Annotated in this window: 28 protein-coding genes; 18 read left to right on the top strand and 10 right to left on the bottom strand. The window is 51.6% G+C overall.

The annotated features are described in order from the left end of the window. The first annotated feature begins 35 nt into the window (after window positions 1-35). From KNP80_RS10640 to KNP80_RS10610, 7 genes are all read left to right on the top strand, one after another. Complete coding sequence (locus tag KNP80_RS10640) at window positions 36-1,022, top strand: LacI family DNA-binding transcriptional regulator (protein ID WP_214719651.1); 987 nt, start codon at window positions 36-38, stop codon at window positions 1,020-1,022. Between the two features lie 109 nt (window positions 1,023-1,131). Beyond that, a complete protein-coding gene (locus tag KNP80_RS10635) occupies window positions 1,132-2,076 on the top strand; it encodes a carbohydrate kinase family protein (protein ID WP_214834729.1) in 945 nt (314 codons plus the stop codon). Further along, entirely contained in the window at window positions 2,073-3,503 is a 1,431-nt protein-coding gene (locus KNP80_RS10630; RefSeq protein ID WP_214834728.1) for a sucrose-specific PTS transporter subunit IIBC, read from the top strand. Before KNP80_RS10635 ends, KNP80_RS10630 begins: the two co-directional genes overlap by 4 nt. Before the next feature lie 18 nt (window positions 3,504-3,521). Next, window positions 3,522-4,940 carry a sucrose-6-phosphate hydrolase gene (locus KNP80_RS10625; RefSeq protein ID WP_214834727.1) on the top strand — a complete coding sequence of 473 codons (1,419 nt, stop codon included), beginning with the start codon at window positions 3,522-3,524 and terminating at the stop codon, window positions 4,938-4,940. Between the two features lie 107 nt (window positions 4,941-5,047). Continuing rightward, the gene (locus KNP80_RS10620) at window positions 5,048-5,335 is read left to right on the top strand and encodes a hypothetical protein (protein WP_214834726.1); all 288 of its coding nucleotides are present in this window, start codon (window positions 5,048-5,050) and stop codon (window positions 5,333-5,335) included. Between the two features lie 81 nt (window positions 5,336-5,416). After that, on the top strand, window positions 5,417-5,833 hold the full coding sequence (locus tag KNP80_RS10615) for a YhfM domain-containing protein (protein ID WP_214719646.1): 417 nt from the start codon (window positions 5,417-5,419) through the stop codon (window positions 5,831-5,833). 78 nt (window positions 5,834-5,911) lie between these two features. Continuing rightward, window positions 5,912-6,331 (top strand): YhfM domain-containing protein, encoded by a 420-nt coding sequence (locus tag KNP80_RS10610; protein WP_214719645.1) that lies wholly within the window; start codon window positions 5,912-5,914, stop codon window positions 6,329-6,331. Between the two features lie 21 nt (window positions 6,332-6,352). On the opposite strand, the gene KNP80_RS10605 is transcribed toward KNP80_RS10610, so the two are convergent. Next, window positions 6,353-7,198, bottom strand: coding sequence for an alpha/beta fold hydrolase (locus KNP80_RS10605; protein ID WP_214834725.1), 846 nt, complete (start codon window positions 7,196-7,198; stop codon window positions 6,353-6,355). Window positions 7,199-7,313: 115 nt separating this feature from the next. Here KNP80_RS10605 and KNP80_RS10600 point away from each other — a divergent pair, with 115 nt between their 5' ends. From KNP80_RS10600 to KNP80_RS10590, 3 genes are all read left to right on the top strand, one after another. Then, a complete protein-coding gene (locus tag KNP80_RS10600; protein WP_214834724.1) occupies window positions 7,314-8,309 on the top strand; it encodes a helix-turn-helix transcriptional regulator in 996 nt (331 codons plus the stop codon). Window positions 8,310-8,530: 221 nt separating this feature from the next. After that, window positions 8,531-9,391: a metal-dependent hydrolase gene (locus tag KNP80_RS10595; RefSeq protein WP_214834723.1), complete on the top strand. Its 861-nt coding sequence runs from the start codon at window positions 8,531-8,533 to the stop codon at window positions 9,389-9,391. A gap of 8 nt (window positions 9,392-9,399) precedes the next feature. Further along, window positions 9,400-10,158 carry a DUF817 domain-containing protein gene (locus KNP80_RS10590; protein ID WP_214834722.1) on the top strand — a complete coding sequence of 253 codons (759 nt, stop codon included), beginning with the start codon at window positions 9,400-9,402 and terminating at the stop codon, window positions 10,156-10,158. A 40-nt stretch (window positions 10,159-10,198) separates the two neighbouring features. On the opposite strand, the gene KNP80_RS10585 is transcribed toward KNP80_RS10590, so the two are convergent. Beyond that, entirely contained in the window at window positions 10,199-10,606 is a 408-nt protein-coding gene (locus tag KNP80_RS10585; RefSeq protein WP_214834721.1) for a hypothetical protein, read from the bottom strand. Window positions 10,607-10,798: 192 nt separating this feature from the next. Between KNP80_RS10585 and KNP80_RS10580 the strand changes: the two genes are divergently transcribed. The 4 genes from KNP80_RS10580 to KNP80_RS10565 all read left to right on the top strand — a co-directional run bounded on the left by KNP80_RS10580 (window position 10,799) and on the right by KNP80_RS10565 (window position 13,742). Beyond that, window positions 10,799-11,095 carry a hypothetical protein gene (locus tag KNP80_RS10580; RefSeq protein ID WP_214834720.1) on the top strand — a complete coding sequence of 99 codons (297 nt, stop codon included), beginning with the start codon at window positions 10,799-10,801 and terminating at the stop codon, window positions 11,093-11,095. Window positions 11,096-11,305: 210 nt separating this feature from the next. Next, window positions 11,306-12,166, top strand: a complete 861-nt coding sequence (locus tag KNP80_RS10575) for an ABC transporter permease subunit (protein ID WP_214834719.1) — start codon at window positions 11,306-11,308, stop codon at window positions 12,164-12,166. After that, a complete protein-coding gene (locus KNP80_RS10570; RefSeq protein ID WP_214834718.1) occupies window positions 12,166-13,212 on the top strand; it encodes an ABC transporter permease in 1,047 nt (348 codons plus the stop codon). The genes KNP80_RS10575 and KNP80_RS10570 overlap by 1 nt, the downstream gene beginning before the upstream one ends. A gap of 134 nt (window positions 13,213-13,346) precedes the next feature. Continuing rightward, window positions 13,347-13,742, top strand: coding sequence for an SRPBCC family protein (locus KNP80_RS10565; protein WP_353047995.1), 396 nt, complete (start codon window positions 13,347-13,349; stop codon window positions 13,740-13,742). Window positions 13,743-14,200: 458 nt separating this feature from the next. Here the strand turns inward: KNP80_RS10565 and arr are convergent, their stop codons facing one another. Further along, on the bottom strand, window positions 14,201-14,617 hold the full coding sequence (arr, locus tag KNP80_RS10560; protein WP_214834716.1) for an NAD(+)--rifampin ADP-ribosyltransferase: 417 nt from the start codon (window positions 14,615-14,617) through the stop codon (window positions 14,201-14,203). Window positions 14,618-14,757: 140 nt separating this feature from the next. Then, window positions 14,758-15,204 carry a GNAT family N-acetyltransferase gene (locus KNP80_RS10555; RefSeq protein WP_251128930.1) on the bottom strand — a complete coding sequence of 149 codons (447 nt, stop codon included), beginning with the start codon at window positions 15,202-15,204 and terminating at the stop codon, window positions 14,758-14,760. 92 nt (window positions 15,205-15,296) lie between these two features. On the opposite strand from KNP80_RS10555, the gene KNP80_RS10550 reads away from it, so the two are divergent. From KNP80_RS10550 to KNP80_RS10535, 4 genes are all read left to right on the top strand, one after another. After that, the gene (locus KNP80_RS10550) at window positions 15,297-15,815 is read left to right on the top strand and encodes a Rossmann-fold NAD(P)-binding domain-containing protein (protein WP_214719634.1); all 519 of its coding nucleotides are present in this window, start codon (window positions 15,297-15,299) and stop codon (window positions 15,813-15,815) included. A gap of 75 nt (window positions 15,816-15,890) precedes the next feature. Next, window positions 15,891-16,523, top strand: a complete 633-nt coding sequence (locus KNP80_RS10545) for a hypothetical protein (RefSeq protein ID WP_251132373.1) — start codon at window positions 15,891-15,893, stop codon at window positions 16,521-16,523. Further along, window positions 16,514-17,209 (top strand): HAD family hydrolase, encoded by a 696-nt coding sequence (locus tag KNP80_RS10540; protein ID WP_214832693.1) that lies wholly within the window; start codon window positions 16,514-16,516, stop codon window positions 17,207-17,209. Before KNP80_RS10545 ends, KNP80_RS10540 begins: the two co-directional genes overlap by 10 nt. A gap of 28 nt (window positions 17,210-17,237) precedes the next feature. Next, on the top strand, window positions 17,238-18,260 hold the full coding sequence (locus KNP80_RS10535) for a serine hydrolase domain-containing protein (protein ID WP_214834715.1): 1,023 nt from the start codon (window positions 17,238-17,240) through the stop codon (window positions 18,258-18,260). On the opposite strand, the gene KNP80_RS10530 is transcribed toward KNP80_RS10535, so the two are convergent. The 6 genes from KNP80_RS10530 to KNP80_RS10510 form a co-directional block, all read right to left on the bottom strand. Beyond that, window positions 18,253-19,089 (bottom strand): GGDEF domain-containing protein, encoded by an 837-nt coding sequence (locus KNP80_RS10530; RefSeq protein WP_214834714.1) that lies wholly within the window; start codon window positions 19,087-19,089, stop codon window positions 18,253-18,255. The genes KNP80_RS10535 and KNP80_RS10530 overlap by 8 nt on opposite strands. A gap of 214 nt (window positions 19,090-19,303) precedes the next feature. Then, window positions 19,304-20,041: a UMP kinase gene (gene pyrH, locus KNP80_RS10525; RefSeq protein ID WP_214834713.1), complete on the bottom strand. Its 738-nt coding sequence runs from the start codon at window positions 20,039-20,041 to the stop codon at window positions 19,304-19,306. 206 nt (window positions 20,042-20,247) lie between these two features. Continuing rightward, window positions 20,248-20,598 (bottom strand): hypothetical protein, encoded by a 351-nt coding sequence (locus KNP80_RS15835; protein ID WP_251128928.1) that lies wholly within the window; start codon window positions 20,596-20,598, stop codon window positions 20,248-20,250. Window positions 20,599-20,641: 43 nt separating this feature from the next. Further along, window positions 20,642-20,875 carry a hypothetical protein gene (locus KNP80_RS15830; RefSeq protein ID WP_251132372.1) on the bottom strand — a complete coding sequence of 78 codons (234 nt, stop codon included), beginning with the start codon at window positions 20,873-20,875 and terminating at the stop codon, window positions 20,642-20,644. Between the two features lie 149 nt (window positions 20,876-21,024). Continuing rightward, complete coding sequence (locus KNP80_RS10515; RefSeq protein WP_214719628.1) at window positions 21,025-22,248, bottom strand: MFS transporter; 1,224 nt, start codon at window positions 22,246-22,248, stop codon at window positions 21,025-21,027. A gap of 100 nt (window positions 22,249-22,348) precedes the next feature. Beyond that, window positions 22,349-23,515 (bottom strand): MFS transporter, encoded by a 1,167-nt coding sequence (locus tag KNP80_RS10510; protein WP_214719627.1) that lies wholly within the window; start codon window positions 23,513-23,515, stop codon window positions 22,349-22,351. Window positions 23,516-23,528 lie beyond the last annotated feature (13 nt).

The raw sequence follows: 23,528 nt of genomic DNA, 5'->3' as shown, positions 1-23,528 counted from the left end.
TGACGCGTCAGTTTTTTCGTATGGAGGTTTTTGAGATGAAACAAGTGACAATCAATGACATCGCCAAACTGGCCGGGGTCGCGAAAAGCACCGTTTCCCGTTACTTGAACGGGGGCTCGGTCGGACAGGCGACCCGAGATAAGATTGAGCGCGTCATCCAAGAGACGAACTATGAGCCGAACCAGTTCGCGCAAAGCTTGAAGTCAAAACAGACAAAAATGATTGGTGTCATCGTCCCGCGGCTCGATTCCTATGCCGCTTCGCGGACGATGATGGGCATCGATGAACGACTGACCGAACGCGGGTATCAAATGCTCGTCGTCAACACTGCCCAACAGACCGAACGGGAGATTGAGCAGCTATATAACTTGGCGAAACAAAAAGTGGCCGGTATCATCTGGCTCGGGACGACCGTGACGGAACGGCACTTACAGGCGATAAAAGATATTCAAATCCCAGTCCTATTGATCGGTCAGGAACATGGACACGTTCATAGCCTCGTCTATCCCGACTTTGACGCGGCGTACGCCCTCGGAAAGCAGTTCATGGATTGGGGGCATCGCGATGTCATCTATGTGGGTGTCGAGGAGTACGACATCGCCGTCGGTCAAACGAGACGTGACGGTTTCTTACGCGCTTTCAACGAGGCAGGGGCGGATGTGAAGACGTACACGACGTCATTTAAAATCGATGACGCGATTCCGATTGGGGCTCAGATAGGGCATGAACTGTCGGCGTCACTCGTCGTCTGTGCGACCGACAACATCGCTCTCGGCGTATTGAAGGGACTTGCCAACGCCGGCAAGACGGTCCCGGGCGACATCTCGGTGAGTGGATTTGGAGGCTATGATTTCACCGAAGTGCTCCATCCGTCCATCACGACGGTCCACCTCCCATACCGTCGGACCGGGTCCCGAGCGGCTGACATGATTCTCCAGTTGTTAACAGGTGAAACCATCCCGATGAAAACGTTCACAATTTTTGAATTAAAATTGCGCGAAAGCGTTGACATTTTAAATTAAATCGTTTACATTTGTGTTGCGGAACCGGTTCCGCAACATTTTTTATTCGCTTATGGAACCGGTTCGATAGAAGCTACGAAGCAACACATTTGGACATGGAGGTGGACGGATGAACACCGTACATTGCATTGGTGAACTATTGATTGATTGGGTTTGTGAGGACGCGTCGAGCGACCTCGTCAACGGAACGACTTTCGTAAAGAAAGCAGGGGGAGCACCGGCAAACGTCGCCGCGGTCGTCAGTAAACACGGCGGAAGCTCAAGTTTCCTTGGTCAAGTCGGGGCAGACCCGTTCGGGCGCTTTTTAAAACAGACGCTCGTCGACAATGGCGTCGGTGTCGAAAACTTGGTGGAGGAAGGGGACACGACGTTTGCGTTCGTCTCGATTCAAGAGGACGGGGAGCGAGACTTCACGTTTCGACGCGGCAGCGATGGCGACTATGCCTTCGAGTCAATCGACTTGTCGGTCTTCAAATCAGGGGACATCGTCCACTTCGGATCGGCGACGGCACTCCTCGACGGCGAGTTAAAGAACGCCTATTTCAAACTGCTCCAGTTCGCCAAGCGTGACGGCCTGTTCGTCTCGTTCGACCCGAACTATCGGGACGCGCTCGTGACCGACCTCGAGGCGTTCAAACAAGATTCGCTCCACTTCATCGCCGAAGCGGACTTCGTCAAATTGAGCGAAGAAGAAGCGCACTTGTTGACGGGGCTTGAAGATTTGAATCAAGCGGTCGCGTCACTGCTTGAAGCGGGTGCGAAACGAATCGCCATCACGCTCGGCTCGCGCGGGACGCTGATTGCGACGAAAGATGTCAAAGATGTCATCGCTTCAGTGAAAATCGACAGCGTCGATTCGACGGGAGCGGGCGACGCCTTCGTCGGAGCCTATCTATATCGGTTGTCGACACTCGGGATGGATGACGACCGACTCTTGCAGGACATCGAATATGCGAACGTGACCGGTGCATTGACATGCACGGCATACGGCGCGATTCCAGCCATACCATCACAACAACGCGTGCTTGAAGCGCTAGGAGGGAAACCAGCATGAACTACAGACAAGAAGCAGAAGCGATTTTAGAGGCGATCGGCGGGAAAGACAACGTCGCCGCCGCGGCCCACTGTGCGACCCGGCTCCGCCTCGTCTTGAACGACGAATCAAAAGTCGACGAGAAGAAATTGGACGCCTTAGACGTCGTCAAAGGAACGTTCTCGACCGGTGGCCAGTACCAAATCATCATCGGTGCAGGTACGGTCAACAAAGTGTACGCCGAATTTGCTCAATTGACAGGGCTCGGCGACATGTCGACAAGCGACGTCAAGTCGGCCGGCGCAAAGAAAGGCAACCCGCTCCAACAGTTTGTCAAGATGTTATCGGATATCTTCGTCCCAATCATTCCGGCCATCGTCGCCGGTGGTCTCTTGATGGGGATTAACAACTTGCTCACGGCACCTGATTTGTTCTTTGACGGCAGCTCATTGATTGACCAGTACCCTGGCATCGCTGATCTCGCCGCGATGATCAACACGTTCGCGAACGCCGCCTTCGTCTTCCTACCTGTCCTGATAGGTTTCTCCGCCGCCAAGCGGTTTGGGGGGAACCCGTACCTCGGCGCCGCGCTCGGGATGATCATGGTTCACCCGGACCTCGTCAACGCCTATGCGCAAGCAACGGTTGGCGATATCCCGGTTTGGAATATTCTCGGCTTTGAAATCGAGAAACTCGGTTATCAAGGACAAGTGTTACCGGTCCTCGTATCCGCTTATATTTTGTCGAAACTTGAAATCAATATCCGTAAATTCATGCCAGCTTCACTCGATATCTTGCTCACACCGCTCCTCTCGCTCCTCGTAACGGCGTTCGTCACGTTCGCCTTCGTCGGACCGATCACACGCGAAGCGGGTAACTTGATTATCGACGGTCTCGTTTGGACGTACGACTCACTCGGCTTCTTCGGCGGTCTCGTCATGGGTCTCTTGTACGCACCGATTGTCATCACAGGGATGCACCACAGTTTTATCGCTATCGAGACGCAACTTCTCGCCGATATCGCACGTACGGGCGGATCATTCATCTTCCCGATCGCAGCTATGTCGAACGTCGCACAAGGTGCGGCCACACTCGCTGTCTTCTTCTTGACACGTGATCAAAAGATGAAAGGTGTCGCTTCGGCATCTGGTATCTCGGCACTCCTTGGAATCACGGAGCCGGCCATGTTCGGGGTCAACTTGAAACTACGCTATCCGTTCATCGCGGCCATTATCGGCTCAGGAATCGCCTCGGCGTTCATCGTCGGACGTGAAGTCCTCGCCGTCGCCCTCGGTGCGGCAGGTCTTCCAGGGATCATCTCGATTGCACCAGCGTCAATCGTCTCGTATATCATCGGTATGGCCATCGCTTTCGCGGTCGCCTTCGGATTGACGTTCGTGCTCGCAAAACGCCAAGCGAAAAAAGAAGCAGTAAAAGAAGCAGCTTAAGAAAAAGGAAGTGATGTTATGAGTTGGACGAAGGCAGAGCGTTATCGCTCGTTACGTGACGTGAGTGCCCTCGAGATGGAGACGCTCCGCACAAAGACGGCGGCTTCCCCGTGGCGGTTCGGATACCACATCCAACCGCCGACGGGACTCCTGAACGACCCGAACGGATTCACATATTACAACGGGGAATATCACATGTTTTATCAGTGGTTCCCTCTCGGACCGGTACACGGTCTCAAGCATTGGTATCATGTCACATCACCCGACCTCGTCAAGTGGACGGACCGCGGGGTAGCGTTAGTCCCGGAGACGACCGAAGATTCACACGGTGCCTATTCAGGCAGCGGGTTCGTGAAGGACGGAGAACTCCACGTCATGTACACCGGCAATCATCGGACGGATGACTGGACGCGTCACGCCTCGCAAGTAATCGGTGTGTTACGAGATGGGAAGATTGAGCGACGTAACGTCGCGATCCCGGACGTTCCGGCCGGGTACACCGAACACTTCCGTGACCCGAAAGTGTGGATCGAGGACGGTATCTATTACGCCGTCGTCGGCGCACAACGCACGGACGAGACAGGATGCGTCGTGTTGTATCGCTCAAGCGACTTGGACGAGTGGACGTTCCTTGGTGAGATTGAGACGGGACTCGATTCGTTCGGCTACATGTGGGAATGTCCTGACGTGTTCGAACTGAACGGGCAGCATGTCCTCGTCTTCTCGCCGCAAGGGATTGAACCGGATGGGCATCGCTATCACAACATCTATCAGTCCGGATTCTTGATCGGCAAGCTCGACCTTAAAACGTTGACGTTCATACACGGCGCGTTCGAGGAGCTCGATTTCGGTTTCGATTTTTACGCTCCACAGACGACAGAACAGGACGGACGTCGCGTTCTCGTCGGTTGGATGGGACTCCCGGAAATCGAGTATCCGACGGACCGGTTCGGCTGGGCCCACGCCTTGACGTTACCGCGTGTGCTCACAATCGAGGACGGATCGCTCAAGCAGCGTCCGGTAACGGAGATGACAACGCTTCGCCAAGACACATTCCTCGATGCGTCTGGAACGTCAATCAGCGTCGCGACACCGGAACGGTACGAGCTGGAGCTGAAAACGGACGGCTTAGACTTCAGCCTCGACTTGCTTCAAGTCGGAGACGAGTCGCTCGTCATCCGTTACGACGCGTCGGCGGGCGAATTGACAATCGACCGGACGAATGCCGGCGAGCCGTTCGCGACCGAGTATGGCACGACACGGACGAAAGCGATTGCCGTGACGTCGCTCCATGTGTTCGTCGACTCGTCGAGTGTCGAGTGCTTCGTCAATGACGGTGAAGCGGTCGCTACGCTTCGCGTCTTCCCGAGCGAGCTCGAGAAACAGTTGCGCTACGAAGGCGCGACTGCGAGCCTGACCGGTTGGACGTATCAATAAGGAAAAGCTGAGCTTCGGCTCGGCTTTTTTGTTTCCCATTAAATTGAGCACTATATGCTATTCTGAGAATAGGTAATAAATTACATATGATAAAGGGGATGGTTTACGTGTGGATGATTTTGGGATTACTGGCGATTGGGGCGACACTGGTCAATTTATATACGTTCAGCGTCGGGAAAGATTACAAGCTGCCGATGGCGATTGCGTTGTCCTTGACAGCATTGACAGTATGCGCGGATTACAGCTATTTATCTGTCTGGGTCGAAGCGGAGGATTGGAGTGCGTTGGCGGATGTCATACCAGGTATGGAACGGGCATTATGGGTTCTCACCAGCATCTCAATCATCTTGAACCTGTTGCCGATTTTCTTAGAGAGATCGCGAAGACAGGCATGAGTGATTCGATGTCAAAAATTGTGAAACCTTTCGTCCGGATTTTCGTAAAAGATGACTATCAACGCGAATGGGGTGGAGGGAATGAAGCGAAATCGAGCCATTATGACAGTGGCTTCGGCGATGTTCAAGGCTTTCATAGAGCCGGAGGAAAGTGAATTGGATAGAGAAGAAATGATTCAAGCGCGAGTCGCCCAGTCGTCAGGGATCGGTTCGTTCAATGAGACGGATTTCATCATGTTCAATGGAATCGAGAAAGTGAGACCGTTTGCGGACATGTTGCGGAATGCAGATGAGGCGCTCGAAGATTCCATTCACGGGGAACCTGACTTTGACCTGGAACTTCATTGGAAGGGCGGCGTGATGGCACAGTATCAGCTTTGGCTCGGTCAGAAACAGCAACCGAGCTATTTGATGGACGTGACCCATCCTCACTTCATCTATCGCGTGTCGGGAGACACGACGAATCAGTTGATTCAAGTGCTTGGGGTGGATGAGTGACCGACTGACGTGTGATGTGAAACTTTACCTGCTTGATTTGCGTATATCAACCATATACAGACAGAGGGAGTCTATTTTATGAAACAACGTCATATATCAGTTCTTGGTCTGACTGTATTAACACTTACTTTGACCGGCTGTGGCTCGAACGATTTCCGGACGGATGGGATGGAAGAGGTCCGTGTCTCGGAATCGGATGGATTCTCAAGTTTTCAGGAGAGTGACATCGTGACGTTCGACGAACCTGAAGCGATTCAAGTATTCGAGAACATGCTTCGTGAGGCAGACGAAATTCCAGGTGTTGCCAATGTGGTCGGACCGGAATACGATATCGAAATCCGGTTCGAAGATGGGGAGACGGACCGCTATTACCTGTGGCTCAATGATGATCCGAAATCGGACAGCAGCCTTTACGACGCGGACGACACGAACATTGGTTACCGCCTGCCCGCTGACGTGACAGAGGAATTGATTGGGCTCCTCGAGTCAGGTGACTAAAAAAGACGCCTTGCTGGCGTCTTACGAGTTGAAGCGGATAAAGCGTTCAATTCGTTGCTCACTCTTTCGCGCTTGACGCCCGATCCAAATCAAATGGCCGGGGCTGTTCAAGATGGTGAGCTGGGCATGCGGGATGAGTCGCTTCGCATGATGCGCGTGTCGGACCGGAACGGCCTTGTCATTTTTGGAGTGGACGATATACGTCGGGCACGTCACCCCGAGTAGCGCTTCATCGGTCACTTGTTGCCGCAAGTCGAACTGGGCACCGAGACCGAACGCCATTTGGTTCGCGACCCGTTTCAATAAGAAGATATCGTACGGGGTCACTTCGTCACGAATGACATCGAGTGCGAGCAGGCTCGTCGATTGAATCATGCGGGCTGTCGCTTCGAAAGGCTGTTTTTGAATCGCCCGGAGGACGAACTGTCTCGTGGCGAACTGTAGCGCGATGAACGCCGGTTGGGCGACGTTACGGCTGACGTAGTGCCGATACGGGAAGTCGACGACACTCGTCACTGCGGCCGCGAGCGTGAGACTGAGCGCATGCTCATTCTGCGACGCGAGCTCGATGGCGGTTGGTCCCCCGGCCGAGATACCGTACACGTGATACTGATGGATGGCCATGACTTCCATCATGCGACGCAAGCTAGCGGCGAACACTTGAGGTGAGGCTGAAAATGAGTAAGGAGTCTCACCGTAGCCGGGACGGGATGGGACAATGACCCGGAAATCGGACAAAACGAGCCGGTCCACATGGTACGGTTCGAGGCTTGACGACTGGGTCCCATGAATCAGGATGATGACCGGACCGTGACCTCGGTCCATATATTCGATTTTCGTGCCGTTGACGTGCGCGTAATGTTTCAAAACGGAATGGCCTCCTTAAACCGATTGTAATGGAAAATAACTTTATTTCATGGAAATAACATGCTAATGTCTGTTTATACATATTATACATAGAGAAGTGAAAGGGGATTAAACCGTGAACAACCGAGAACGGTTACTCGAGGTGAGACGGTTTTTCGAACGCCACACAGATGACAATCATCCAAAGACGTTAGAAGACTTGCTCGAATATTTATCTACTATCGGAGATACTTCTAAGTTAGCAAAAAAATCAGTGAAAGACGACATCCAAGCATTGACCGATTCGGGGTTCGAGGTGCAGGATGAGCTCGAGAAGAACGGCCTTGCCAAAAAGTATTGGCATTCGGCCCGCCTCTTCGAAATCCATGAGCTCCGGATGATGGTCGACGCCATCGTCGCGGCCAAGTTCATCTCGGAAGACGTGACGGAGCGCATCGTCGAGAAGCTCCAAAAACTGACGAGCATTCCGGAAGCGGAGACGCTCCAGTCGATTATCAAGACACCGAAGAAGAAACACGGCCAGATTCCATACCATATCGACCGTATCCAGCGCGCGATTCAAGAGCAGAAGGCAATCTCGTTCCAATACACGGACGTCGTCGGCTTTGACGCCACGAAGCGGACGTTCCCGCTCCGTCGGGATGGTGAACGTTACGTCGTCAATCCGATTGACCTGCACTGGAACCATGAGCAGTACTATTTGATCGGCATCGATGAATCAATCGGGGAAATCCGAAACTATCGCGTCGACCGGATCGTCAACTCAGAAATCGTCGAGGACGATCAACCGCGCATGAAACATCATTTGCCGGACGACTATTTCCAAAAGTCGTTCAACATGTATAACGGGCTCGACGAGGAAATCGTCATCGCCGTCGACGAGCGGGTCCTCCCGGTCATCTTCGACAAGCTCGGCGAAGACGTGTCGATCACGCAAGAAGGGGACCGCTTCCTGATCCGTTTTGACGCGGCCGTCTCGGACGGCTTCGTCTACTGGCTCTTGTCGCTCGGGACGCAAGTCGAAGTGCTCGAACCGGTGACGCTCCGCGACCATATGCGCGAGACGATCGAGGCGATGGCAGGACGATATGCGAAGGCGAGCATTCACTGAAACGATTGAAATGAAGGTATGATATACTGCTTGCGACACTTGTAGAAAGGGGACAGGCGGATGTTGAATTGGATGCCTTTAATCATTCCGATTGTCGCTGTCATTTTTGTCGCCGTCGTCGCAAGACGCGCCATGAAAATGGACCGAGAAAAATAAGCTAGGACGGACATCCTCCTCGTCATGAGGGGGATGTCTTTTCCATCATCAAAAGGAGGAGACCGTTGGATACGATTACACATACGCTATTCGGTTTGACGCTCTACGGAGCAGCCGATAAGCGTGAGCTACAGAAAAACGAAAAACGGGCCTTGTTCGTCACGACGCTCGTCGGGAGTCAAATCCCAGATAGCGACGTAATCTCGCGCCTATGGGACACGGAAGGCATGTATCAGATGTGGCACCGCGGCATCACCCATTCGATTTTCCTCGTGCCATTGTTCGCATTGCTGATCTACATGCTCGTGCGTCTCTTGTTCAAGGTGACCGATGTCCGTTATTTCTGGTGGGCGCTATTGTCCGTGTTCATCCATAATACGGCAGACCTGTTCAATGCCTGGGGGACAGGTTACTTTGAACCGCTATCCGACGTCCGGGTCACGTTCGGCGTCATCCCAATCGTCGATTTCGTCTATTGGGGCATCTTCCTCGTCGCCTGGCTCATCGCACGTCGAGTGGACGTCCGTCATACGGTATATCGCTACGCCTGGGCCGCGATTGTCGTGCACGTCTTGATTCAAAGTGCGCAAGGGGCGTACTTGTATCAGTCGTACTCCGCCGATCACGATGAAGTGGCGCTGTCGGCTTCGTTCATCCCGACCCAGTTCACCGTGATCACGAAGACAGACGAGTCGGTGTCGATTTATCGTGATTCGGTCTATCAAGCACCCGAAATCCAATACGAGTTGATGAGTGCCGACGATGCAGATCTTGCACCGCTCTTCGCCGAGAACAAAGAAGCGATCACGCTCAAACAGTGGTCCCCATTCGTTGTCGTCGTCGAGGATGGCGAGCGGCTCGGCTTATACGACCCGCGCTTCTTTGATGGCGAGTCGTCATTCCTTTATGAATACATCGAATTGTAGGTGATTCCGTGCGACGTCTCCGGTATTTATTCATTTTCGGTTACGAACAGGCACTAAGTTGTATCTTCCCGGTCGCCATCTTCGGGGCACTCGCGTTGACGAAATGGTTCGACTTTCCGATTCCGCGTTATGACGTGCTCTTCATCTGGTGTCTGTTCGTCCAAGTCGTGCTCATCAAGACCGGGCTTGAGACGATGGAAGAGGTGAAGGCCATCAGTTGGTTCCACGTCATCGGGCTCGGTCTCGAGCTGTTCAAAGTCCAGATGGGGTCATGGAGCTATCCGGACGAGGCGTTGACGAAATGGTTTGGCGTCCCGCTCTATGCAGGGTTCATGTATGCGAGCGTCGGCAGCTACGTCGTCCAATCGTGGCGTCGCCTCGATTTGGAATTTCTCAAGATGCCACCGCCGCTCATCGCGTTCGGCCTGGGAATCGCCATCTATTTCAACTTCTTTTGGCACCACATTTGGCTCGATTTGCGCTGGGTGTTGATCGGGCTCGTCTTTCTCGTCTTCGGCCGGGCCATCGTCACGTACCGGCTCGACGACCGTCGTTTCACGATGCCCGTCGTCGTCGCCTTCTTTTTGATTGCCTGCTTCATCTGGTTCGCGGAAAATATCGTCACGTTCTACAATGGTTGGGCGTATCCGAATCAGCTGAGCGGCTGGGCGCTCGTCGACCTCGGCAAGTTGTCGTCGTGGTTCCTACTCGTCATCATCAGCATCTTGCTCGTGGCGTGGCAGAAACGAAGACAGGAGCTCTCATGAAAAACGTGTGCACCCGCTTCGGGTCGCACACGTTTTTAGGTTACATCGTTTGTTGTTTGGAGCGGGCGATCATATGGATGATGAATATATAAAGCGGGAATGTCAATACGAGCGCGTTGATCACTAGTCCGACGGCAGGACTTGGCCACGCCGCTTCATTCGGAGCAGGGATGACACGCGTCCAGCCAAACGTGAATAAAGCCAAGTAAGGGAGCCATAAGAGATAAAGCGAGAGATTCCAAAGTGTTGGGGTCAACTGCACGATTTGCCGGATAGCTACACGCGAAAATACGCCGATTGAGGTGAGTCCGATCACAGCGATAACAGGTACATAGGCGCCGCCGATCCATAGAGACAGCCGTCCACTGTTGGCGAGGAGTTGGATGTTAATCAATAAGACGAGTGCCAGTAAAATTGATGTTGCTTGTAACTTGAGAAAGTGGATCATGACGATCTCCTTGAAAATGAAAAAGTGATGAAACTTTGTCTGATTGTAATCGTATAAAAAAATGAGGTGAGAAAGTTGATTGATTTAATCGGGTTTTGGTGTATCGCGTTCGCTCTTGTTGGCGCGACAATTATGTATTTTTGCCAGTGGCGGAAGGAGCGGAAGCTAGGGAAATTGTTCGCGTCGTTCAGCATGTTAGGACTCGTAATTCTCATTTTGCTCGTGACGGTCCCTGACACGTATGACAGGTTGATTGGTCAGTACAAAACGGAGACTGGGCCATGCTATGTCGTTGATAATGGTACGAAAGCCCGCAATATCGACGTCTATGTGAATGATGTCCCGTATGAGACTCGCGTTCGACCTGATATCCGGTTTGGTCCGGGAATCGAATATGATTGCAGCGTTACATTGACACAACAATTGAATATACTCGTCGACTATGAGTTACGTTCTGAAGATGGTGACGTTCTATTTTCGACATATTGAAGTGTTCCTTTCACGAAGGAATACTTTTTTGTTCTTTATGTATGAGTGATTTAAGATTAGCATAATTCACCTCTTTATTTTTTGAATATTGTTATTATTTAAAACATTACTGTGATAGAATCAAAAAACATACATATGGATTTTTTTAACTTTCAAATTAGAGAAATGTTTTATTTTGGAGAAAATCATGTCTCAAAAGGGGAGAATTAGATGAATTGGATTGCTCAAAAATCGGCTCAGTTTTTCATCACCATATTTGTATTGATTGCGATCAGTGCCTTGCCGTCACTCGTCGTGCAACTCGAGTTCGTGCCAACGAACTACTGGAACGGGCTCCAACAACAGTTCAGCCAATTGGCGAAACTCGATGAGATTACATACTACAACGTCACCGCACAACGCGAGTTACCGTTATTGCCAGACCTCGCCCCGCTCATGAAAGAGACGGTCATCATCTTTATGACGTCACTCATCGTCTCGGTCGGGTTCGCCCTTCTGTACGCCTATTTCTTTTATCGGAGCGGAAAGCGCGTGCGCACGGTGCTCCAGCAAACGAGTCAGACGCTCGAGATGATCCCGGATTTATTTTGGCTCATCTTCTCGCAATTCCTCGCCATCACGTTTTATAAGAAGACAGGGTTCGATCGGATTGAAGTCGCTGGTGGGTTCGCCGAATACATACGCTTTTTACCGATCGTGACGTTGACGCTCACGATTCTGTTCTTCTTCCTCAAATGGTTGACGAAACATATCCTCGAGGAAGAAGTGTCGTTGTTTCTCGAGCTGGCGCGGGCCAAAGGCGTCCGACCGGCCGCCTTGTTCTGGAGACACTTGTTGCCGAATTTGGTGTATCGCTTCTACCTCTTTTTCCGTTCGAACTTAATCACGGTGCTATCGAGTCTGTTGATTATCGAGTATTTATTCAACGTCCAAGGTATTTTCCGGTTCGCCGTCTATAACCCGGTCATGCCGATTCTGCTCGTCATCTTGTTGGTCGTTTATATCCCGATTTTCCTATTGGATTTAGTAGCGGAATGGCTCATTCCGAATGCCTGGAAAGGCGGGATCTGATGCGTCGTGCACTCCTACGCGATCCGATCTTTATGATTGGATTCGCGATATTTGTCAGCTTGTTGTTACTCAGTATCGGCAATACCGTATTCCGTGATGGCCAAGTCGATCAATTCTTGAACCGTTATTCCGATGAAGGTCGGTTGATTGGCATCCCGCCACTCGAACCATCGAAAGATCAGTGGCTCGGTACCGACCGGGCCGGGAACGATTTGTTCCAAATGATGATTGAAGGCTTCAAGTGGACGGTTGGTATCTGTGCGGTTGTTGCGCTCGGACGAATGGCGTTCGGCCTATTGATTGGAATTCCCCTCGCTTTTCGCGGGGCGCGCGTGAACCGAATCTTCAAAATGGTGTTAGATGGTTTTTTGATTCTACCCATCTCTTTGTTGGCCATGATGATGCTGTTCCCGTCCTTTTTCTTCGCAGACTCAACCATGGTGCCACCGCTATTGGACCGCGTGACGCTGCAGTTGACGGTGTTCGTGGCGCTCGGATTGCCTGCTGTCACACTCTATTTGATTACCGAGGTCCGGCAGTTGCTCAAACAAGAGTTTATGATCGTCGCCGAGACGTTAGGCGGCAGTGTGTGGCACCGGACAAGGAAACACTTATGGCCGCACCTCGTTCCGACGTTGGTCATCGTCTTCATGCAACAGTTCGTGCAAACACTCATGTTGCTCATTCATCTGTCGTTGTTCGGCGTCTTTTTCGGAGGCACCGTCTTCCTGTTTGAAGGGGTCCGACCGACGCTGTTTGAATGGTCGTCGATGTTCGGTTTTTATTTCACGCAGTTCACAGCGACGACATGGATGACGAACCATATGTTCCTCGTTCCGGCTCTCGGCCTGTCACTGCTCGTCTTCCTCAGCAACTTGCTGACGAGCCGCCTCGAGCGGGCGTTCCGATTACGACGCCAAGAGGCGGTCGTCACGGAAGAGACGATGTCTCAAACGGAGGCGGCGGCCGCGTCGCTCGCGGATCCGTTCACACTCGTTCATACAAATCATTCGACTCAATTCAAAAAACCGCCTTCTTCTATTTAGTTAGATTGGAGAAGGGGTTCATCGAACGCATATCGAATGAAAGTGATGTAAAGGATAGTTGGATGTCATCCAGTGTCGACGTAAAAGCGTTCAGAAACAATTCATTTCAAAGGAGATCATTAGATGGAGTGACGGTGTCATCAATTATTGAAGCACCTATCGACAAAGTATGGCGACTTTGGACGGACCCTGAACACATCAAACAGTGGAATCATGCATCCGAAGATTGGCATACGACGGAAGCTGAAAATGACTTGAGAGCCGGAGGAAATTTTCGAAGTCGGATGGAGGCGAAAGACAAGAGTATGGCCTTCGATTTTGAAGGTGTGTATGATGAGGTTCAAATTAATCACCTCATTCAATATCGCCTCGAAGACGACCGTAAAGTAAGCATTTCATTTGTTTCAGAAGGTGAGCAGACTAAAATCGTTGAAACTTTCGATGCGGAATCGATGAATCCGCTCGAGTTACAGCGCCAAGGCTGGCAGGCAATCCTCGATAGTTTCGCAAAGTACGTTAGAGAAAATTAATACGAAAGACACTTTGTATACATGTTAGCATCGACATATACACAGAGTGTCTATTCTTTATTATTTATGAGCCAATTATTGGATGGATTGTATCATTTTCTATTTGGTCGGGAGACTTTACGATTCAGTGCAACCAGAAATGGAGGTAGGAGACGATAAAGATCAAGACGTTCACACTCATGTTTATCATCGTCTATGTCGTGATAAGCCTTCCCGCAATGTTAGGAATTGGCTATGTGATTGATTGGATACCGGAAGCGAGTCTGTCCCAAAAACTAAAGGGATATGTGATTGAAGGATTGACGAATGGATTTCAGCTTAAGATTGCAATCTCAGCGATAGCCAGTCTGGTGCTAATCTTCTTGCTGTCGAGACGTAGAGCCAATCAGTCGCTTCGATAGACATCAAGAGATACTTGCGTTTGTTGTGGGATTTCTTCAAGGTGCTTCTCCTTCGTGTCAGTCGTCAATCACATTTTCTCCGGCTTGCCGCAGGTTCTCAAGTGAGGCCAGCATATGCGCGATCACATCGTCCGGGTGGCGTTCCGACGCACTGAGCTCGGCCACGACTTTGAGCGGGGCTTTCGACCGGTACGACCGGGTCGGGTTGCCAGGGAAGCGTTTGTCCGTCAAGTTCGGGTCGTTCTCGAAGTCACCCATCGGTTCGACGAGATAGATACGCTCACGAGCCTCACCGCTCGCCAGTTCGGCACTCCATTTGGCGGCGTCGAGGGAGGCCGTGAAATAGATGTAGTTCGACTGCTTGTCTTGATAGTTCGAGCGTCGCTTCGGTTCAAGCAAATCCCCCAGCTTCAGTTCGGCTTTTGTGCCGTGGAAAAACGGGCCGGGGTCGAGCGGTCTCATGTCATCAGTCATGCTTCATCTCTCCTTCAGTCAGGTTGTCTTCACAGTATAGTGGATGAATTTAGGAGAAGACAGTCTGTTTTTGGCTCGTAAATCACGATATAATAAAGACGGGAAGAGCGTTCGGCTCTTCCTTTTTCGTTACATAGAAATCAAAGTTGTTTACGGAACGAATAACTCGTGATGGCGTAGTCCATCTTATCTGTATAAAAACGGTGCGCCTCGGTTCGAGCGAGTCCTGACTCGAGGGCGATGTATTTGGCACCAAGGTCGCGGGCGTATTCGTGGACGAAGTGAAGCAACATCTCGCCGTATCCGTTCGAGCGATGGTTCGCGCACGTCACGAGGTCGTAAATGAAGACGTGCTTCTCGAGATAGAGATTGACACGTACCTCGATCCCCGCGAGTGAGACGATGGTATCGTCGGCGTATAACGCATACAGTTCATAGCCTTGCGGTCGCATAGCGGCGACGAGCTCGCGATAGGCCTCGAGCGTCAGGTCGGTGCGCAGTTGGTTCATGACAAGGAACGAGTCATCGAGTTCGCGTGACGACTCGATTGGTTTGATGGAATAGATGGTCGATGGAATGGGAATCATGCCTCCTTGAGGGGATATTGTATGTAGATTTCGCTCTCGTCAGTCAGGATTCCTTTCCTTACTTATAAACGGACAGAAGGGACAGATAGATCGTGAAACATGCGTTAGTGATTGGCGGCAGCGGGATGCTGGCGGGGACGGTCCTTTGGTTGGCAGAGGTTGGGTATCACGTGTCCATCATCGGACGGGATGCCGAGAACATGAGTCGATTGACCGAGCAATCGCCGGGTCGGCTGTTTGCCGTATTGGTCGACTATCGGGACGACTTGCGTCTGAAGGAGGCACTGCGACGTTCGATGGCGATTCATGGAGATTTCGACCTGGTCGTTGCCTGGATTCATTCTGACGCAGCTGACGCCTTGCCGTGTGTGTTGTCAGTACTGCGCGGGGGCACGGACGTGTTCCATGTTCTCGGGAGCCGCTCCAACTCAAGCGATGTGAGAAACGGTCTGACAATCCCTGAAGACGTCCGTTATCACCAAGTGCAACTCGGCTATCAGGTCGAGAAGGGGGAGCGCCGTTGGTTGACGCATGAAGAGATTGCCGGAGGCGTGGTCGAGGCAGTTCAAGAGAAGAAACCTCTTTATTCAGTCGGGTTTACTTCGAAGTGAGACGATTGATTCTAAACAAAACAAATGAGAGAAGGATGTGCGGTACAAATGAGGATTCTGATCGGTCAACCCCAAATGGAGCAACACCTAGAACAATTCATTCAAGATATCAACGCGAACCCTACGGTCGACTTGATTCTGTATCCAGAGGGTTATTGTCAGGTCACACATCTGGACGAGGTCAAACAGCTTGCGAAGCGATTCCAGAAATCTGTCGTGATGGGCTATCGGAACGAGCAGAACGTGGACCGCGCCCTCATCATCAACAAGCGAGGGGAGACGTTGTTGGACCGTGCCAAGACACCGGAAACGATGCCGCTGTTCATGCCGTCAACCATCGAGGACGACGGTCACCGATACGGGTATGTGCTCTGCCGAGAAATTTTCATGGGGCTGGACGGACTCAAATCGGAAGAAGACATCCAACTCATCTTCAATCCAATCGGCGTCGGCATGTTCAGCGAAGAGCAATATGCGGACTGGTCTGACGAAGCGAAGAAAATCGCGATGCAACAACGCTTCATCATTCTCGGGACGAGCCACGCCGACAGGTCGTACCGAAACTGTGGATTTTCGATTCCGATGGCGTATTGCTTTGATAAGACGGGTGAACCCGTATTCCTCTCGAAAAACGATACGCGTACGCGGATTGTCGATACGGAAGCGAAGACCGTCGTCGTGCTTGAAGATTCGCTCCCATGTCACTGACTCAAACGATTCAAACGACCGGTGTGTCTGCGTTGAAAGCCGTGCTCTTTGATTTGGATGGCACGCTGCTGAACCGGGATGAATCCGTGCGTCGGTTCATCCATGACCAGTATGCAAGACTGAAGGGACATCTGACCGGCATCGAAGAACGAGATTATGTCACGCGCTTCATCGAACTCGACCAGCACGGCTATCGATGGAAAGACGCGGTGTATGACCAGTTGATTCAGGAGTTTGAGATTAGCGGAATCACTCGACAAGAACTGCTCGATGACTATGTGAACCAGTTTCAGCATTTCTGCGTCGCGTTCCCGAATCTAAAACCGATGCTAAGCGCCTTGAAAGCGCGTGGGCTTCGGCTCGGCATCATCACGAACGGGTTTGGCGAACTCCAAATGAAGTCGATCCATGGTCTAGGCATCCGCGATTATTTCGATTGTGTGCTCGTCTCTGAATGGGAAGGCATGAAAAAACCAGACCCCGCGCTGTTTCAACGGGCGCTCGAACGATTAGACGTTACAGCAGGAACTGCTATGTATGTCGGGGACCATGCGCTCCATGACATCCAAGCCGCCAAGCGAGTCGGCATGCGGACGGTTTGGAAACGGAATGACCGCTGGGCGGAGTCCGAAGCAGACGCCGATGAATCGATTGATGATTTGTCCGAATTGATCATGATGCGATGAATCTATCGTTAGGAGAGGAAGGTGCGTTATGCCGCTTGATGTAGCATATATCGAGGAGCGGATGAAACATCATCGCGTTCCGGGTTGTAGTATCGCCTGGCTTGAACATGGGCAACTGACGGAATCCAAACAGTTCGGTACGGTATCGGCGGGGAACGGTCGACCGGTGACGGCGGACACGCGCTTCAATGCCTGTTCGATGAGCAAGTTTTTGACCGGTGTCCTCGTTCTGAAGTTGGTTGAAACAGGACGGTTAGCGTTAGATGTCCCCGTGAATGACCGGCTCGTCTCGTGGCAACTCACAGATGTTGCCTCAAAACGTAGCGAGGTGACGTTGCGTCAAGTATTGCGTCATGAGTCCGGAATTGTCGATGCGACGGACAGTTTCGGAGAGCTTGATGTCACCTTCGGACGACCTTCGATGACCGCTTTGTTGAACGGAGACACGCTGTATCACGACGGACCGGTTCATGTGACGGGTGAGCCGGGCCAAGCGTTTCACTATTCGGACGCCGGGTTCTGTCTGATTCAACTATTGATTGAGGACGTCATGGAGCGTCCGTTTGCGAATGTGATCCGTGACGAACTGTTCATCCCGCTCCGTATGCATGCGAGTGGATATGACTTCGAGGTGGAAGGTGTGGCGTTTTCGAGCGGACACGACAAGCACGGTCATTCCGTCGCCCCCATCATCCCGCACTATCCGTATCCAGCGGCGGCCGGGCTCTGGACGACGACTGAGGATTTGACGCGCGTTGTCATCGAACTGATGGATGCGGTGAAAGGGAACGGTCGCGAACTGTCTCCTCGAGCGGTAAAAGACATGCTGTCTGCTTCGTCGTTGAACCTGTTCGCCGGGCTCGGTGTCTTTCTGGATGGTGAACAGGAGCAACGCGAGCTATCCTCGCTCGGCTGGGGGATTGGTTTTCAAAGCATGCTCGTGGCGTACCCGTACATCGGCAAGTCACTGATCATCATGACGAATGCAGAATTAGGGGTGCATCAAATGGATGGTCTGATTGGGGATATTTATCGGGCGACAGTCAACTGAACGTGGACATGTTCGCAATGATTTCGTCGACGACCGCATTGCCATTTTCTCGATTCACGTCATAGAACATATCCATATGCATCAACGACACGTGTTCACCGCTTTGAAGCTCGTACTTTTCGAGTAACGGGCGAATCCGGTCATGGACGACACGGGCGGCCTCAGGGGACGTGTGTGGATAGATGATGGCGAACGTGTCTAGGGCGACGCGATACTTATGATCCGTTCGTCTCGTGGCCAGGTGGAGCTCGTCGCTGAAGTAGTTCAAGAACCATTCATATTCGGTCCGTCCAAACCGTTCCTCGAACTGTCTCAGCTCATGGATTTGAATGAACGACACCGTGAAAGCTTCACCGTGGCGGATGAGGCGATCGCGTTCGGCAGTCAAGTCCATCTGAAACCGTTCGGCGTTATCGAGCCACGTCTCAGGGTCGACGGCCACGAGCTGTCGGGCGCGCTCCTCTAACTCGAGCCGTGACAGCTGCACGTTCTTCACGAGTTGATGAATGAGGCCGGACAAGATGGACATGACGAGCAGCAAAATCGTGAAACTGATGCCTCTGCCGTTGAAAAACTGAACGTTTCCTGCTTCATAGATGGACGCGAACCATCGGAAATAGATGAATAAAGAGAGGAGGAGCGTGACAGACAAGGTGAGCCCGGCCCGCATCCCGAAGATGAGGGAAGATAAGACGATGGCAGGTAAAATCAAATAGCCGAGAAGGCCGGTGTCACTTTCGAACAAAAGGACGGTGAACGCCATCGTGCCGATCATCATACAAGCGATGAGCCCGAACAAATAAATTGAGTCAGTGGTCCATTGCTTCATGTTCATCCCTCCATCCGTTTCAAATCGGCTCGTGCTGAGCCACATCCTCAATTACCCGCTATATGTGGGGAATAACCAATCAAAGGTGTCCATCCTCTTCATTATAGAACATCAGATTGAAACGACGAGCTCGTTTTTCGAATCGGAGCGAGTGCGTTCTTCGAGTGAATCAAGTAAACGACACCACCGACATCTGTGCCGGTGGTGTCGTCAGTTATGGCGCTAAGTTGGTCTGGCCGTCGTGAATCAACGTGCCGAGAGATTCGCCCGAACAGATGCGCTTCATCGCGCCCGTCTCTTCGAAGTCGAACACATGTACCGGGAGATGATTGTCCCGCGCGAGGAGCAGCGCTGACTGATCCATTACCTTCAAGTCATGGCGCAACACATCGTTATAGTGGAGCGACGTATATTGTCTCGCCGTGTTCGATTGATTCGGATCGTCCGTATAGACGCCGGAGATTCCGTTCTTGGCGACGAACAGGGCATCGCAGTGCATCTCGACCGCGCGTTGAACAGCCGGATAGTCGGTCGAGACGAACGGCTGACCGTTACCGCCTGCGAAGATGAGGACATACCCTTTGGTAAGATGGGTGAGCGCCTTCAGTCGGATGTACGGCTCGGCCATACTCGGAATCGGCATGGCCGTCATGACCCGAACTTCGCGGTCGGTCTTGCTCTTGAGTACACCACGCAGCATTAAGCTGTTGATGACGGTACCGAGCGTGCCGATGTTGTCGGCCTCGACGCGATCGATGCCCCATGCGTCGGCCATGTTGCCTCGGAAGATGTTCCCTCCGCCGATCATCAGGGAGACGTTGATTCCCATGTCGATCAATGACAGGATTTCATCTGCAATTTGATTGAGGTTGTGTGCGTCGAAATTTGAGTTGTCTTCGCCGGCGATGGCCGCCCCGCTTAATTTGATGAGCACGTTTTGATAATTGTTCAACGCTACACTCCCTTTCGGATTCCAAATCTCTAAAACTATATAGGTTTTTCAATTAATTAGCAATCAATTATCTGTTTTTTACCGTCACTACTAAACAAAAATAAACTAGACTTTATCAATTAGACGTGTCAATAGGTATAGTTCAGTTCATGGGAGTGGTGGTAGTCAATTATCTTCATCATCAGCTTCAAAAAAATTTTGGTCATTCATCTGTCCTTCAATTGGTTTGACATAGGATTCACAGTGCAGATTTCAATGCCATTAGGATCTTGCAACTGTAGAACGTGCTCACTTGAAATCGTAACGTGTGTCAAAACTGCGCGCTTTGCTTGAGATGCCGTAACTTCAAGGACCGGTCGATTAATTAACTCATGTAAAAACACTTCAAGGCCCATTTTTGGTGTATCAATTCGAAGATGGAGAATCTGCTCGCCCGAGTTTGATTGAATCGCATCTAGATGCGTCTGCAATTCAATTCGAAATCCGTAGGGCGTCTGAATGAAAGCACGGCGCTCATTTTCCTGAACTGTCAAGCCTAATTGTTCTGCTCGTTGCAACGTCTTCACCTTGTCCGCTTCAGTTAACAGAAAACCGATATGATCAAAGATAACTTTTTTCCGTAACCAAATGTGATGTTGATTGTGCTTTTTTCATCTCGATGATACAGAAAAGGATGTGTTGATGTCGGAAATCGTCCCAGTCAAGCGGAGGATTAAACGCTGTGAAGTCTCCGTCATGTTTTCCAATGCGTTGCGTTACTTGAAAACCGAGCTGTTTATAAAACCTTTCTGTTTCTTCAACAAATGGTGTCCACATATGATAATGAAATAACATAAATTTCTCTCCTTTAGAACCGAAGTTGTCGATATTACACAGTTCCACAACCCGATTGTCATTTTTAGATGAGTGTAAAAATGAGCGGAATCCAGACCACAAATGACGATAATACATTCCAATTTACAGACTCGATATTCATCAACTTTTCACGAAACATTCGATTCCATCGAATCCATCTCAAACCTCCCTCGTTTCGAACGTTCAAGCACTACCCGAACCGTGACCAAGCCGACGAGTAAGAAGGCGAGCGAGAAGGCGACATATGTCGAGCGAATCCCGACATATTCAGCGAGGAGACCGATGCCGAACGTTAACTCGATAATCAAGACGGACTCCGCTACGTTGATCACCCCGGAGAAGCGGCCCATCAGGTCGGTCGGGACGTTGTTTTGATAGAACGACAAGAAGCCGGTGTTCGCGAACGACAAGGCGAATGTGAGCAAAAAGAACCCGACTGCTGCAAGCACGAATGACTCGGAGAAAGCGAAGACGAGATAGCCGACAGGCGTTAGGATGGCACCGAAGCTGATTAGGAATGGTAACGTCAGCCGGGCACTGAACGTCGCGTTGATGATGGAACCGGTGATAATCCCGGCTCCGGCGACACTGACGAGAAAGCCGTAGCGGCTCTCGGAGAAGCCAAGCACTTGCGTCGCGAACGACGCCTCGAGTGAGTCGAGCCCCGACATGAAAATCGTCATGACGCAGAATAGACCATAGACGAGTGTCACGTAACGCATGGTCGACGCGAATCGGACGACCGACTTCCAGTCCTCGATAATCATACGCAGGCTTAATACCTCGACCTCGTCGCTACCGGTGAACAATGTCGGTAGAAGTGAGAGAATCCCGACGGACGCGAGCAACGCCAACGCGTTCAACTGGATGGCTAACGTCGGTGTGCCGATCATGAACAACAATCCCGCGATAGCCGGGCCTAAGATGAACCCGGCCGATTGGACGAAGTTTTTGAGCGCGTTGAACCGTTGCCGGTCACCGCTCGGGACGAGCTTCGTCATATAGACGAGGGAGGCCGATTCGAAGACGGAGCTCGCGACATTCAAGACAAACACGAGCACATAAATGAGCGCGAGTGAGTCGATGAAGGCGAGACTGAAGACGACAATAGCGCGGAGCGCATCCAGCCACATCATCAAGCGGCGCGTATCGGTGCGGTCGATGACCGAGCCTGACCAAACGTTCGCGCATAGTGCCGCGAGCGGGACGAGGATGTAGAGGACCGACACAGCGAACGGTGATTGCGTCATCTCAAGGACAATCAAGTTGAGGGCGATGAAGTACACCCAGGCGCCGAGGTTCGAGATACCGACACCAGCAAGTAAAAGTAAAGGTTGTTTCCAAGTACGCATATCCAACGTCCCCGTTCAAAAGTAGATTTTGAACAGTATGTCACAAAAATGATTGATACACCAGAAAAATCCAAATGATTTCAAAATTTTATGGATTTGATTATCCGACTTGCTCACTTTCCATAGATTGGACAAAGAGGCTGCGATATACTTTTTGATAGAGCCAGATGGCCGTCGCCCCGAACGTAATATAGACAACCGCCATCAGGAGCGGCGGAATCAATCCATACAACGAGACGCTCACGGCGCCGATGAGCAACGCCTGGTGAATCGGGACGTACAACAACTCCCCGAGTGTGAACACGAGCGTGCCGATCAGCATCACCACGACGGAGCCGCTGACGAGGAGCAACGCGAAGCCGCCACTGAACAGGACGACCCCGGTATATAAGACCGAGCGCTCGTTGAAAGGCTTCGTCCATTTCAAGACGAGAAAACTGAACAGGAGCACGAGCACCGTGTTCTCACTCCGCAATACGCCGAGCAGCATCGTCCCGTCTAACGAGACGCCGAATAGCGACTGTGGCGTCGTGAACGTGTCTACGAAATGAATCGCGAGATAATGGGTCAGCTGCAGCTCGAGCGACAACGTTAACACGCCGGCAATCAGATAGATTGTGAACAATCGGTCGCGAAACACGATTGCGTATCCGTGACAGAGCCCGCGCCAAGAAAGTGGGGTCGTGCTCGGCTTCGGTCGATATGTATCGTTCAGTCGCATCCGGATCATCAGCATGCAAGCGAGTGAAGCCAGCGCAGCGCCTATCAAGAGGTCGAATAGATGCGCTTGAAACAGGAACCCCCCGACGATACTGCCGACAACGATGGAAATGTTGAGCGTCCAGTAACTGAGCGCGTACAAGAACTTCCGATTGTCCGTCGTACTGTCATCAATCAAAATCGCCTCGTTCGCCGGTGTGACGATGCCGTTGACAATATTGTTCATCAAAAAGAAGACGAACGTCAGTGTCGGGTCGCTCAAAAACGTGGAGTTGCAGATTGCCATACCGCCGAGGCTCAAGAAGCCGAGGCGTTCGCCGGAAACGAGCACTCGTTTGCGGCCGTAGCGGTCAGCCCAAGCGCCGCCATACAGACTGCCTATGAAGGACAGCACGGTCGTCGTTACAATCAAGACGCCGGCAAGCGTCACGCCGAACTGTTGGGCAAAGTAGATCGTCATGAATGGAAAGATGGCCGTCTGCGTCAATTTTTGAATGAAGTTGATGCTGATGCGGATTTTTAAATTGGGATGTAACGAGTGGAACATAGGGTCACCTGAC

Source organism: Exiguobacterium sp. E4787, assembly GCF_018618375.1.
GTDB lineage: Bacteria > Bacillota > Bacilli > Exiguobacteriales > Exiguobacteriaceae > Exiguobacterium > Exiguobacterium chiriqhucha.
Note: the sequence above shows the minus strand (reverse complement) of the source record. Positions and strands in the feature narration are given on the sequence as shown.